The 12,959-nt window shown below is 70.1% G+C and carries 12 protein-coding genes; 2 read left to right on the top strand and 10 right to left on the bottom strand.

The window, feature by feature from the left end; genetic code table 11:
- The 3 genes from VGF64_02745 to VGF64_02735 all read right to left on the bottom strand — a co-directional run.
- Nucleotides 1-230: branched-chain amino acid ABC transporter permease (locus VGF64_02745; GenBank protein HEY1633649.1), on the bottom strand; the 230-nt coding region annotated here is incomplete at its 3' end.
- Between the two features lie 14 nt (nucleotides 231-244).
- Nucleotides 245-1,549, bottom strand: a complete 1,305-nt coding sequence (locus VGF64_02740) for an ABC transporter substrate-binding protein (protein ID HEY1633648.1) — start codon at nucleotides 1,547-1,549, stop codon at nucleotides 245-247.
- Nucleotides 1,550-1,707: 158 nt separating this feature from the next.
- The gene (locus VGF64_02735; protein ID HEY1633647.1) at nucleotides 1,708-2,490 is read right to left on the bottom strand and encodes a thioesterase family protein; all 783 of its coding nucleotides are present in this window, start codon (nucleotides 2,488-2,490) and stop codon (nucleotides 1,708-1,710) included.
- 94 nt (nucleotides 2,491-2,584) lie between these two features.
- On the opposite strand from VGF64_02735, the gene mtnA reads away from it, so the two are divergent.
- Nucleotides 2,585-3,595, top strand: coding sequence for an S-methyl-5-thioribose-1-phosphate isomerase (gene mtnA / locus VGF64_02730; protein HEY1633646.1), 1,011 nt, complete (start codon nucleotides 2,585-2,587; stop codon nucleotides 3,593-3,595).
- Between the two features lie 9 nt (nucleotides 3,596-3,604).
- Here mtnA and VGF64_02725 read toward each other — a convergent pair whose 3' ends face one another.
- Nucleotides 3,605-4,297, bottom strand: coding sequence for a response regulator transcription factor (locus VGF64_02725; GenBank protein ID HEY1633645.1), 693 nt, complete (start codon nucleotides 4,295-4,297; stop codon nucleotides 3,605-3,607).
- Between the two features lie 122 nt (nucleotides 4,298-4,419).
- On the opposite strand from VGF64_02725, the gene VGF64_02720 reads away from it, so the two are divergent.
- Nucleotides 4,420-4,893, top strand: coding sequence for a hypothetical protein (locus tag VGF64_02720; protein HEY1633644.1), 474 nt, complete (start codon nucleotides 4,420-4,422; stop codon nucleotides 4,891-4,893).
- A gap of 17 nt (nucleotides 4,894-4,910) precedes the next feature.
- Here the strand turns inward: VGF64_02720 and nrfD are convergent, their stop codons facing one another.
- The 6 genes from nrfD to VGF64_02690 all read right to left on the bottom strand — a co-directional run bounded on the left by nrfD (nucleotide 4,911) and on the right by VGF64_02690 (nucleotide 12,831).
- Complete coding sequence (gene nrfD, locus VGF64_02715; protein HEY1633643.1) at nucleotides 4,911-5,846, bottom strand: NrfD/PsrC family molybdoenzyme membrane anchor subunit; 936 nt, start codon at nucleotides 5,844-5,846, stop codon at nucleotides 4,911-4,913.
- On the bottom strand, nucleotides 5,843-6,652 hold the full coding sequence (locus VGF64_02710; GenBank protein ID HEY1633642.1) for a 4Fe-4S dicluster domain-containing protein: 810 nt from the start codon (nucleotides 6,650-6,652) through the stop codon (nucleotides 5,843-5,845). The genes nrfD and VGF64_02710 overlap by 4 nt, the downstream gene beginning before the upstream one ends.
- A complete protein-coding gene (gene fdh, locus VGF64_02705; GenBank protein HEY1633641.1) occupies nucleotides 6,649-9,891 on the bottom strand; it encodes a formate dehydrogenase in 3,243 nt (1,080 codons plus the stop codon). Before fdh ends, VGF64_02710 begins: the two co-directional genes overlap by 4 nt.
- A 9-nt stretch (nucleotides 9,892-9,900) precedes the next feature.
- Nucleotides 9,901-10,776, bottom strand: a complete 876-nt coding sequence (locus VGF64_02700; GenBank protein HEY1633640.1) for a DUF72 domain-containing protein — start codon at nucleotides 10,774-10,776, stop codon at nucleotides 9,901-9,903.
- 10 nt (nucleotides 10,777-10,786) lie between these two features.
- Complete coding sequence (locus tag VGF64_02695; protein ID HEY1633639.1) at nucleotides 10,787-11,239, bottom strand: TraR/DksA family transcriptional regulator; 453 nt, start codon at nucleotides 11,237-11,239, stop codon at nucleotides 10,787-10,789.
- 110 nt (nucleotides 11,240-11,349) lie between these two features.
- Entirely contained in the window at nucleotides 11,350-12,831 is a 1,482-nt protein-coding gene (locus VGF64_02690; protein HEY1633638.1) for a hypothetical protein, read from the bottom strand.
- Between the last annotated feature and the right edge of the window lie 128 nt (nucleotides 12,832-12,959).

Raw genomic sequence — 12,959 nt, 5'->3', positions numbered from 1 at the left:
CCCATCAGCGGCGCGAACACGAAGAGCACGAGGACCAGGGCCAGTGGCGTGGGCAGGCCCTGGTTCACTGACAACTCCCAGAACAAGAAGGCCGCCACCATGCCGATGGCCCCGTGGGCGAAGTTGAAGATCCCCGAGGTGGTGTAGGTCACCACCAGGCCCATGGCCGTCAGGGCGTAGATGCAGCCGGCGACGATCCCGACGACGCTGAGGGCGAGGAACTCGCTCATCGCCGGAGCTCAGCTCAGCCGGGGCGGGTGTACTGGCCGTCGGGATTGCACGTGAAGCCCGTGGGCGGGCTGGGCGGCTGCAAGCGCTGGTACTGGTTGTTGTTCACCTTGACCAGCAACCAGCAGGTGGGCGACTTCTTGCCCGCCGGGTCACCGGTCGCCAGCAGCCCGTTGGAGTTGAAGCTGTGCACGCCTTGCAGGGCGGCGAGGACGCTGCCCCTGGTGGGGTTGAGCCCGGCGGTCTGCAGGGCCTGGGTGAACAGCCGGGCCGAGGTCCAGCCATAGACGCTGAAGATGTCCGGTGCGAACCCGGGGTGGGCCTTGGCCATCCAGGTGTCGAACAGCTGCACCTCGGGGACGCTCTTGGCGTCACCGCCCAGGTAGAGGGCCTGGGTCTGGTCATTGAGCAGACCCTGGCCGGCGCCCGGGTTGACCAGCTTGAAGAAGCTGGCGTCGTAGGCGGTCCCACCGGACTCGACCAGCTGAGGCTTGTAGCCCTGCTGCTGGGCGTTGTTGAGGAAGCGGGCGGTGCTCTTCACGTCGGTGTTGGACAGCACGACCATCTGCACCCCGGCGCTTCGCATGCGCACGACGTCGGAGGTGAAGTCGGTGTCGAGCGGGTTGATGTCCCGCTCGTAGGCGACGTGGTAGCCGCCGACCTGCTGCATTGCCGCCTTCTCGTTGTTCCACGAGGCGATCGATGACGGGATGTTGGCGACGAGGGCGCCGACCGACTTCACCGCATTCGGGAACTGCTGCTTGTAGTAGATGAACGGCCCCGTGCGGTAGCCGTTGCCGAGGGGTGAGGGGCTGAAGTTGTTCGGCAGGGCCTGGGCCACAGGGTCGAGCGAGAAGGCGACGTCCGGGATGGTGGGCTGAGCCTGGAGGACCTTGGCCCCGCAGTTGTCGAACAGCGAGAACCCGCCGACGAAGGCGAAGGCCTGCCCGGCGAGGGTCTGGGTCTCGTTCTGGTTCTGGTTGCACGAGAAGGCGTCGTCGGAGGACTTGAGCACGATCTTGCGACCGTTCACGCCGCCGAGGCTGTTCTGGTAGGCGAAGAAGGCGTCGGCGCCGTTGGGCGCGCCCTGGAACAGCCCGGGCACGGGGCCGGAGAGGATCGACACGTTGCCCACCGTGACCTGGTTCGGCGTGATCCCCACATCCGAAGCGGTGCCCCCGCTGGGAGCGCTGGTCGTCGGTCCGCTGCTGGTCGTCGTGGTGGACGAGCTGCTGCTCGAGCTCCCACTCCCGCACGCCGCTCCTACGAGGGCCACCGCGATCACGACCGCCGGCAGCCCGAGCCCCCTCTTGAGTCTCACGTCACCCTCCCTGCTGTGATGCGTTGCTCTCTGCGCCGCGTTGTGTGCGCCGGGTTGTGTGCACCGCGCTGTCCGTGCCGCCCCCCCGGGAGACCTGATTCTGTGTCAGGGCAGCATACCGTAGCGGGCAGCGCCACCACGGGCACCGTGCAAAACGGTCACAGCGGCTCGAGCAGCAGCGACTGGGCCGAACGGCCGATCGGCCCGAGCTGGTCGTGGAGGCGGCTGTGAGCCATGCCGATGCCGTGCCCCTCCACGTCCGTATGTGCTTCCAGGCAGACCCATTCCCCTACCGGAAGCCGGTTCAGGTAGATGGTCAGGTCGGGGTTGACGAAGACCCAACGCGTGAAGTCCAGCACGGCGCTCACCCCGTTGCCGAAGTCGGCTGCCGCCGCCACCCGCTGGAGCGGGGACGGGGGTTCGCCCGCCACCACGGGGTGGCGCAGTCGGATCCACACCGTCGCCGGACCCGGCTGGTCGAAGGCTCCCTTGACGAAACGGATCTCGGTCCCCGCGTTGTGCAGGGCCTCGTAGTCACCCCTCGGAAACGGCGTCTCCCGGCCCCGATCGGGCCCCGGCACGACGGAGCCCGAGGAGGTTGCCCCCTCGGGCACTGGAGCATCGGTGGTCCGTAGCAAGAGCGCCCGGGCCTGGGCGAGATTGGTCTCTCCGTCCCAAAGGGACGCCTCGACCAACTGGACCTTTCGACCGGGCCGGACCACCTCGGCCTGGACCCGAAGGGGCGCCACGGGGACGGGCCTCATCAGCTCCACTGTGAGGCGGGTGACCTGTCGGTCCCCACCCGGGGAGCACGCCTCGATGGCGCCGGCGAGCAGGGCGGCCACCGAGCCACCGTGCAGCGTCTCCGAGGACCAGGGGCTGCGGGCGAGCGGAGCCGGGAGAAAGGTGTCGCCCTCAGGCGAGAACAGGGCCGACGCCATGCTCGGCATGCTAGGGGTGACCGGACGGCGAGCATCGCGGGATGGAATCACCGGGGCCCGCCTCCCGGGCGAGATCTGTCGATACGGTGATGACATGGGTGAGGCCGGGCCGGATCCGATCCCGCCCACGATCGAGTGGCGGGACGACGCCGTGCGCATGATCGACCAACGGCGGCTTCCGGGCGAGCTCGCCTACGTCGAGGCCCGCACGGTCGACGAGCTCTGTGACGCCATCAGGACCATGGCCGTCCGGGGTGCGCCCGCCCTCGGCGTCGCCGGCGCCATGGGCGTTGCCCTCGCCGAGGTGCGGGGTGAGCCGCTCGAGCCGGCAGCCCAGCGGATCGTCGCCACCCGTCCCACGGCGGCCAACCTTGCCTGGGGAGTCAAGCGGGCCCTGGCCGCCGACGATCCACTGACCGAGGCCCGGCGGGTCGCCGTCGAGGACGTGGCCCGCAACCGCGCCCTGGGCGCCATGGGCGCCCCGCTCCTGCCCGACGGCGCCCGCGTGCTCACCCACTGCAACGCCGGCTCGCTCGCCTGTGCCGGGTACGGCACCGCCCTCGGGATCGTCCGGGCCGCCCACGAGGGCGGTCGCGCCCCTCGGGTCTGGGTCGGCGAGACCCGGCCGATGCTCCAGGGCAGCCGCCTCACGGCGTGGGAGCTCGGCCGCCTGGGCGTGCCGGCCACGCTGGTGGCCGACTCGGCCGCGGGATCGCTGATGGCGGCAGATCGGGTCGACTGCGTCGTGGTGGGCGCCGACCGCGTCGCCGCCAACGGCGACGTGGCCAACAAGGTCGGCACCTACCCGCTCGCCGTGCTCGCCGCCCACCACGGGTTGCCTTTCTACGTGGCTGCGCCGCTTTCGACCATCGACCCGTCGTGTCCCGATGGCTCGGCCATCCCTGTCGAGCAGCGGGACAGGAGCGAGGTGGCCGAGCTCGCCGGCAGGCCCCTCGCCCCGGCTGAGATCGCGGTGGAGAACCCCGCCTTCGACGTGACCCCGGCCCAGCTGATCACCGCGATCGTGACAGAGCACGGGATCGCCCGGCAGCCGTATCTCGCGACTCTGGCCGAGATGGCCGGTGCTGCCGGCACACCCGCCTGAACGGGACGGTCAGGGACGGAAGACGTAGCCGGCGCTGTGCACGGTATGGATGAGCCGCGGTCCGTTGGCCTCGAGCTTGCGGCGCAGGGCGCTCATGTGGCGCTCGACGACGTTCGGGTTGTAGTCCCGATACCCCCAGAGCGCGGACAGCAGCTGGGTCTTGGTGACGACCCGTCCCGGGCGCCGAACGAGGTGGCACAGCAGTTCGAACTCGACCGGGGTGAGGTCCATGGGCTGCCCCGACCGGGTGACGGCCCGGGCAGCCTCGTCGACGACGACGTCGCCCACCTCCCAGTGCGCCTCGCGTGACTTGCCCGCCCGCGCCAGCACCGCCTCGATCTGGACGAGGAGGGAGTCGACGGAGAACGGCTTGGTGATGTAGAGGTCGGCACCGGCGGCGAACCCGGCCCGGATGTCGTCCGCCTCGTCCGCACTGGTCAGGAACAGCAGCGACACGTGGGCCTCCTCCCGCAGACGGCGGGCGACGGTGAAGCCGTCGGGCCCGTTGCCGAGGCGGACGTCGATGAGAGCCAGATGGGGCTGGAACGACTTGGCGTGCCTGAGGGCGGCGCTGGAATCGGCGGCCGCCACGACCTCGTAGCCTTCGGTCCGCATGACCGTTACCAGCAGGTCCCGGACGATCGGCTCGTCCTCCACGACCAGCACCTTCGCTGGCTCGCCGGTCCGGGCCGCGGTCCCCACGCCCTCATTGTGTACCGCCGGGCTCCGTCAGGGAAAGGTCAGTAGTTCGTCAGATGATCGTCAGAAGTGAACCGTAGTCTGACGACCGTTCCGAATCGCTCGAGCGAACAGGACCGGGGGGAATGCGCAGGAGGGGGAGGATCGGCGGCGCGGCGCTCGCGCTGGTGGGCGTGGGCGCCGTGGTGACATCCTGCGCCACGGCGACGGTGCGGAACGCGGCGCCGATCGCGCCAGCGACCGTGGCGCTCGCCTCGTGGGGACGACAGCACGCCGACCTGTTCTCCACCCTCTCGTACGACACGAGCACGGTGGCCGACGACGCCAGCACCTACAACACGACTGCCCTCGTAGGTTCCTGCCAGGCGGTCTGGAACGACGTTCAGGGGTACCTCGCCCTCCCTCCGATCCCCGAGGCCATCGCAGCCGCCCATCTGCGGTCCGCCCTCGACCTGTTCGGCCGAGGCACGAGCGACTGCATCGCAGGCTCCACCCACGACGACGGGCGCCTGATCGCGCAAGCCACCAGCGAGCTCGACCAAGCCACGGCAGAGCTCGAGGCCACCCACAACGTCCTCACGGCGGCCGCCAACCAGTGATGCGCTGACCGCAGCCTCTACCGAGTCGTGGGATCGGCGACGGCGCGGGCACCATTTTGCTCCAGCCCGCGCCGCTGAGGCCCGATGGTGGACGCGGGCTGCTGGGCCGACTGGACCCCGGCATCGAGCACGGCGAACCGGCTGGCCAGCGAGCCGCCGATCAGCATTGCTCCGCCCAAGGCGGCGGCCAGCCGCCGCCTCCCACCCAGGCCCGACACGGCAGCGCCCGCCCCGGTGAGCCCGACGGCCAGCCGTGTCAAAGCCCCGGCGCGGCCCTCGCCGTAGACCTCGCCAACCTCACCCAGGCGCCGGCGGGCGAGCTGGAACGCTCCCAGCTCCGTGGCCGCTCCGAGCAGGGCGAACACCCGCGCCGGACCGGCGTGCGCCGGCGGCGTCGTCACCATGGCGGCGCCGCCTGCCGCGGACGCGGCGGCGCCTCCGAAGACGAAGGGCAGCTCCCTCCGGGCCTCGTGCCAGACCGGAACCGCGGTGTCCGCGATGAGCACCGCCGTGTAGGTGGCCACGGCGGGTCCGGTGAGGGCAGCCAGCGATGCGGCGAGGCGACGCACGGGGCGCGGGAAGCCGAGGGCCTCCCCCAACGCGGCCAGCCCCGCCGCGGGTCCGTACAGGGTCAGCAGCCAGCTGCCGACGCTCATCGGGGAGGTCGGTTTGGCCACCCGCAACATGTTCCGGAAGCGCTCGGGCCGGCCCAGGTCCTCTATCAGCAGGGCCGCTCCGGCGGAGATGGCGCCGAGCGCCGTCAACCGGGCCCGTCCGGCCAGGACCCGATTGCCGGTGACGCCGGCGCCGGCAGCCAGCAGCGACGAGGCGCCGGCCAGACCGCCCGCGAAGAAGTACGCCGGTACGGCCCACTTCCACACGGGCGCCTTGATGACGGGCCGCCCGTAGTAGGAGGTCGGTTCGAGATCGGGGACGAGCTCGGGCTCCCTCACCGGCGCCCCCCGGCGAAGGCGGCCACGGCACTCCCCACGAGCGTCAGCGCCGCAGCGGCCGCTGCGGCCCACATCTTCGGAAGGTCGCGGGTGGTCACGACCGGGTCCGGCGGCAGGCCGTAGACCTCGGGCCGATCGAGCAGAAGGAAGAACGCCCCCGCCCCGCCAACTCCGTCGTCGGGATCGTGGCCGTAGAGGCGGGCGTCGTCGACCCCGAGCTCGTGGAGCTGTTCCAAGCGCCCGGCAGCCCGCGCTCGCAGCTCATCGAGCGGTCCGAACTGGATCGAGTTGGTCGGGCAGGCCTGGGAGCACGCCGGTTCGGCGTGGTCGCGGAGCCGGTCGTAGCAGAGTGTGCACTTCCAGGCCCGACCGTCATCCCGGCGCTGGTCGATCACCCCGTAGGGACAGGCGGGGATGCAGTACCCGCAGCCGTTGCAGACATCTTCCTGGACCACCACGGTGCCGAGCTCGGTGCGGAACAGCGCGCCGGTGGGACATACGTCGAGGCACGCGGCGCGGGTGCAGTGCTTGCACACGTCCGACGACATGAGCCACCTGAGGTCACCGGTGCCGGGTCGGCGCTGCTCGATGAACGCCACGTGTCGCCAGGTGTCCGCCCCGAGACCGCCGGTGTTGTCGTAGGAGCTGCCGAGGAGCTCCCGGCCCCTGGCCGGCACGCCGTTCCACTCCTTGCACGCGACCTCGCACGCCTTGCACCCGATGCACACGCTCGTGTCGGTGAAGAAACCGACTCGCGCCGGCGGGTCGTCGTAACCGGCGCCCGCGGCAGGGTCGAGCGTGCTCACGGCTCCTCCCCACTCGCGCCCGGCTCGATGCCGGTCTCCGGCCCAATGCCGGCGCGGTCCCGGTAGGACTCGACCAGCTCCAGCAGTGCCGGCCCGCGCGGGCGCCGGCCGGCCCGGATGTCACACGTGGCCGCCTTGGCCTCCTGGATGTGCACGTTGGAGTCGAGGACGACCGGAAGCAGATCGTTGGCCGAGTCCCCCTTGCTGAGCCCGTTGCCACCCCAGTGGTATGGCAAGCCCACCTGCTGGAGCCGGCGGCCGCCGACGTTCAGGGACGCCACTCGATCCGTGACCATGACCCGGGCCTCGATCGCCGTACGGGCGCTGATGATCGTTGCCCAGCCCATGTGCTCGAGGCCGCGCTCGGCGGCGAGCTCGGGGCTGACCTCGCAGAACATCTCCGGCTGCAGCTCGGACAGATAAGGCAGCGCCCTGCTCATCCCGCCGGCGGTGTGATGCTCCGTCAGCCGGTAGGTCGTCACCGCGTAGGGGAACACCTCGGCGCCGGGGCTGGAGCCGCTCGGGTGATAGCGGTTGTGCCGCCGGGCGAAGACCTGGCGGACCGGGTTGCACTGATGGCCGTACAGGGGATTGTCGAATGGTGACTCCTGCGGCTCGTAGTGGGTGGGAAACGGACCATCGGTCAGGCCCGCCGGCGCGTAGAGCCAGCCTTTGCCGTCGGCTTGCATGACAAACGGGTCGCGCCCGCCGAGCGCGTGCTCGGCCACCGCACCGGGCTCCGGCTCGTGGTCGGGCGGCGTCGTCCTGGGGAAGTCGGCGACGTCGTGTCCGGTCCACTCACCCTGTTGCGCGTCCCACCAGACGTACGCCTTGCGATCACTCCACGGGCGCCCGGCAGGATCGGCCGAGGCCCGGTTGTAGAGCAGCCGCCGGTTTGCGGGCCACGCCCAGCCCCACTCGGGGGCCACCCACGACTGCTCGGCGCCCGACTTGCGCCGAGCCGTCTGGTTCACGCCGTCGGCGTAGCAGCCGCAGTAGATCCAGCAGCCGCACGCCGTCGACCCGTCGTCGGCTAGCTGGGTGAACGCAGACAGCGGCCGGCCCCCGGCGTCCCGCCCGTTGATCTCGGCCAGGACGGCCTCAGCGCTGGGCTCGGCCAGCCGGCCCTCGGTCGGATAGTCCCACGCCAGGTCGAGAAGAGGACGATCAGCCTCGTCGGTGGAGCCGGCCAGCTTCTCCCTGATGATCCGCCCGAGGTGGTAGTAGAACCACAGGTCGCTGCGGGCATCGTCGGGCGGCTCCACCGCCTGGTGGTGCCATTGCAGCATGCGTTGGGTGTTGGTGAAGCTTCCGTCCTTCTCGGTGTGGGCAGCCGCCGGGAGGAAGAAGACCTCGGTGGCGATGTCCTCGGAGCGCAGCTCGCCGGTCTCGATCTCGGGGCCGTCCAGCCACCACGTGGCGCTCTCGATCATGGTGAGGTCGCGCACGACCAGCCAGTCCAGGTTGGCTAGGCCGAGCCGTTGCATCTTGCCGTTGGCCGATCCGACGGCCGGGTTCTCGCCGACGAGGAAGTAGCCCTTGACGCGGCCGTCGATCTGGGACTGCACGGTCTGATAGGTGCTGTGGTCGCCCGTGACGCGGGGCAGGTAGTCGAAACAGAAGTCGTTCTCTGGGGTGGCTGCTCCACCCCAGTACGCCTTGAGCAGGCTGACGAGGTAGGCGCGCATGTTCCCCCAGTACCCGGTCCGGGCCGCGTTGGCCTCGACGAATTGATCGAGCGCCTGCTCGTCGTGGGCGTGGGGCATGGGGATGTAGCCGGGAAGCAGGTCGTAGAGCGTGGGGATATCGGTCGAACCCTGGATGCTGGCGTGGCCCCGCAAGGCGAGGATCCCGCCCCCCGGCCGCCCGATGTTGCCGAGGAGCAGCTGGAGCACCGATGCGGCCCGGATGTACTGCACACCCACTGTGTGCTGGGTCCACCCGACCGAGTACGCGAAGGCCGTGGTGCGGTCGCGGGTGGAGTTGTCCGTGATCGCCCGGGCCACCTCGAAGAACTGGGCGGGCGGAATCCCGCACACCTGCTCGACCATCTCGGGCGTATAGCGGCCGTAGTGGCGCTTGAGGAGCTGGAAGACGCATCGGGGATGGGTGAGCGTGTCGTCCCGCTCACCTCGGCCCCCCGGCAGCGCCGCCCCGTGGCTGCCGTGCTGATGGGTCCCCGGCTGGTCACTCGCCAGCCGCCACTGCTCACGCTGGCCCGCCGAGGCGAGAACCATCGCGCCGTCGTACTGCCAGCTCGACGAGTCGTAGGAGCGCCGCTCCGGTTCGAGGCCGGAGAAGACACCGTCCAGGTCCTCGGTGTCAAGGAAGTCCTCGCCAACGATGGTGGCTGCGTTCGTGTAGGCCGCCACGTAATCGCGCAGCTCCTTGCCCTCGCTCAGCACGTAGTTGATGAGCCCGCCGAGGAAGGCGATGTCGCTGCCGGGCCGCAGAGGCACGTAGACATCGGCCAGCGCGCTGGTACGGGTGTAGCGCGGATCCACGCTGATGATCGTGGCCCCTCGCGACTTGGCCTCCATCACCCACTGGAACCCGACCGGGTGGCACTCGGCCATGTTCGAGCCCTCGATCACGATGCAGTCCGAGTGCTGGAGATCCTGTTGGAAGGTGGTCGCCCCACCGCGGCCGAACGAGGTCCCCAGACCGGGGACCGTGGCGGAGTGTCATATGCGGGCCTGGTTCTCTATCTGCAGCGCCCCGAGCGCCGTGTAGAGCTTCTTGATGAGGTAGTTCTCCTCGTTGTCGAGCGTCGCCCCGCCAAGGCTGGCGATGGCCATGGTGCGGCGCGTGCGCCTGCCTCCCTCCTCCCACTCCCATGACCGTCGGCGCGTATCGATGACCCGGTCGGCGATCATGTCCATCGCCGAGTCGAGATCGAGGTCCTCCCACGTCCTGCTGTGCGGGCGGCGGTACCGGACCTTGCGCTCACGGAGCGGCCCGCTCACGAGCTGCTTGCTCGCTGCGCCCTTCGGGCACAGGCGGCCGCGCGACACAGGGCTGTCCGGATCTCCCTCGATCTGGGTGACCACGCCGTCGCGGACGTACACGCGCTGGGCACAGCCAACCGCGCAATAGGGGCAGATCGACCCCACAACATCCCGGGCGGCGGCGGTCCGCGGCGCCAGGTTGGCCGAGCGGGGAGATCGGGCCGCCGGACCCCGACCGAACCGGTCCCGGCCCAGCACCTGTCGGGCGACCGGCCACGACCTCAGCACCACGTCGCCAACCTATGACTCCTCGAGCAAGCGGGACAGCTCCTCGCCATTGCGTTGAGCCCAGTCGTCATGACAGTTGTTCATGAGCACGTGGGTGGTGCTCGTCCGGTCCGAGAGCTCCCGCAGCCGGGGAACCCAGTCCTCGAGCTCCGCCTCGGTGTAACGGTAGGCGAAGCGGCGTTGCACCGAGCCGCTCTCCCACTCGGCGTCGTTGTGGCCGTGGAAGCGGACGACACCGAGATCCGAGGTGGCCATCACCACCGGCGGGACCGAGCTCCGGAAGCCTTGGGGCATGTCGACGCACACGTAGGCGATGTCGTAGCCCTCGAGGAGATCGATCGTCTCGGCTCGGTTGTCCTCGTGCAGCCAGCTCTGGTTGCGGAACTCGACGCAGATCCGAAGGGGTCGCGCCCGCTGGACGCAATCGAGGACGTAGCGCTTGTTCGCGCTTTTCAATGTGAACCAGGGAGGGAACTGGAACAGCAGAGCGCCGAGCTTGCCCGCCTGGTGGAGGGGGTCCAGCGCCGAGCGGAAGCGCTCCCACATCTCGTCGACGACGCCCGGCTCGAGATCCTTGGGGTAGAGGCGCTTCTTGTCGGCCGGCCGCGGAAGATCGCGCGGGATCGCCTCCGCCACCGTCGGATGCTGGGTGAACAGCGAGAAGGCCTTGACGTTGAACACGAAGTGATCGGGGGTCCGCTCGGTCCACCGCCGGGCCACATCGAAGGCCGGTGGGAAGTAGTAGGTCGAGTCCACCTCTACGAGCGGAAACCGGGACGCGTAATGCTCGAGCCTGGCCTCGGCCGAGCTCACACCCGGTGGGTACCAACCGGACTTGATGAGGGACCGATCCGTCCACGACGCCGTGCCGACGAGGATGTCCCCCACGGCGAGCCGGTCACCGCCGGCTGTTCGGGGGTCGGTGACGAATGAGGGCCGAGAGCCCGCCACCGCGAGGGTTGCCCTTGCAGTCCAGGCACAGGTGGGCGGCCGGCAGCGCCTCGAGTCGCGCCCGGTCGATCGCCTCGCCACAGTGGTCACATCGGCCGTACGTGCCGTCATCGATCCTGGCCAGGGCCCGGTCGACGTCGTCGATCGTCGCCCGGGCCAGCTCGACGACCGTGCGGTCGCGGTCTCTCGCCACGCCCGTGCTGTCACCCTCGCCCGACTCGTCGTCGAACTGGACCTCGTCAGGCCCGATGCCCTCGGCGAGCGTGGCCAGGCTCGCCTCACCCTCCTCCCGCTGGGTCTCGCTGCTCACGCGGGCTCGCGCCAGCAGCTCCCGCTGTCGGGCGAGGAAGGGATCCAGCGCGTCGGCTGCGGGATCCGCAGAGGATCTGGTGATACGCATCGCACCGCCTTCACAACACAGATCATCGAACCCTGGTGAACTACCCGCGATGGAGCCCGGGCAACCTCACCGGTCGCGTGACCTGAGTGACAGCGCGTCGACGAGCGGGCTCAGTTGGGCGGACCCACAGCCGTGCCTCCAGTCTGGACGGCATAGCCGGTATAGGTGGCGCCGCCCCCGACATCGGGCGCGTCATGGCTGTAGGCGATGTGGGCGAGCCCCGACTGGTCGGTGTCCACGCCGAAGTCGTCGAACAGCTGCCGTCCTGATGTGCAGGTGGCCCCGGCCTCGCAGACGGTGCCCTTGTGCACGGTCACGACCGGCACCGGCGCCGCCCAACCGGCCGCCGTGCCCGCCGTGTCCTGAGCGAAGTACACCGACCAGCTCTGATTGGGCCCGGGCGTCGTCGTGCTGGCGTAGTACACGAGGTCCACACCGCTCGACGTGGCGACCAGCCAGGGGAAGATGGCCTGGGCGGTGTTCGTGCTGACCGGGCTCGAGCAGTTCCACGTGGCACCGTGGTCGCTCGAGACGGCCGTGACCACGTTCGTGTCGTCCGACCAGGCCATCCACAGGTTGCCGGACGGGTCGACCGAGACGTCGGGGAAGTTGTGGGCGACAGAGGTCTGCGAGGAGCCGGTGCTGCAGGACACGGGGCGGTCGACCCACGTGTAGCCCCCGTCGTTCGAGACGGCCAGGTACGCCTCGTTCTCGGCGGAGCCCGACGACGTCGAAGGAGCGTCGAACGATTGAAAGGCCCAGAACGGGGTCTTGCCCGCCGAGTTGGCCACGGTCCCTGCGGTGTTGCGGTGATCGATCACCAGGTTGCCGTGCTGGTTGTTCGAGGTCTTGAAGTCCGAGGCGGGAATGGCCTGGCTGATCTCGGTGTAGGGCGCGCCGTCCGAGTCGCTCCGCAGGATGTCGATGTTGTTGGTGGCGATGTCGTGGAAGCTGAGCAGGGAGGTGTCGGCCCCGTAGGCGGCGATCCACGGCCGGTCGTCGAGCGGCACGCCGAGCTGGACGGGGAAGTTGCTGAAGGTGGCTCCGTTGTCGGTCGAGGTCGCCACCGCAACCGACGCCAGATTGAGGCTGGCGACGTAGACGTTGTAGGCGCCGCTCTTGTTGGTTGCGCCGGCGATGGCCAGGTCGGTGTCCCCGCCCGAGAGGCCGATCCCCTGGGTCGCGTTGGGCTGGCCGCGGTACTCGAGGTCGCAGGCGCTGGCACCCGCCCCGCCGGGCTGGCCGAGTCCCCGCCACACATCGGTGCCGCTGCCAATGCCGCGCTCGGACGACAGGAAGACGTTGTTCGTGGGCGACACGTGGATGGCCGGCTCCCCGGCGACATTGGTGCCGCAGCCCGAGCCGCTTGCGGTGTTGCCGACCGCCGTGCCCTGGAGCTGGCCGGTGGTGAAGGTGTTCGCGGCCACGGCCGCCTTTGGCGCGCGCGGCCCGGGCACAGGCTTCGGCGGCCGGGGAGAGCTCGCGTCCTGGGCGCCGGCGGCCAACGCCGTCATCCCCAGCGCTCCCCCGACCAGGCTCAGCGCGGCCCCGGCGAGCGCGCCCCTGCGCACCAACGACAGCGAACGAGTCACCGTGGCCTCCCCAGTCAGGCGTGAAACGATCCCAGCAGATTCGCAAACGATTTCTAGACCCGCGGCAGTTTCACCTGCAACCCGCATCATCCGGAGGTCCGACGCCCTGGCGGTCGGCCCCGCCCGGG

The sequence above is a fragment of the Acidimicrobiales bacterium genome (assembly GCA_036491125.1).
Lineage (GTDB): Bacteria > Actinomycetota > Acidimicrobiia > Acidimicrobiales > AC-9 > AC-9.
This window is presented reverse-complemented; position numbering and strand designations above follow the sequence as displayed.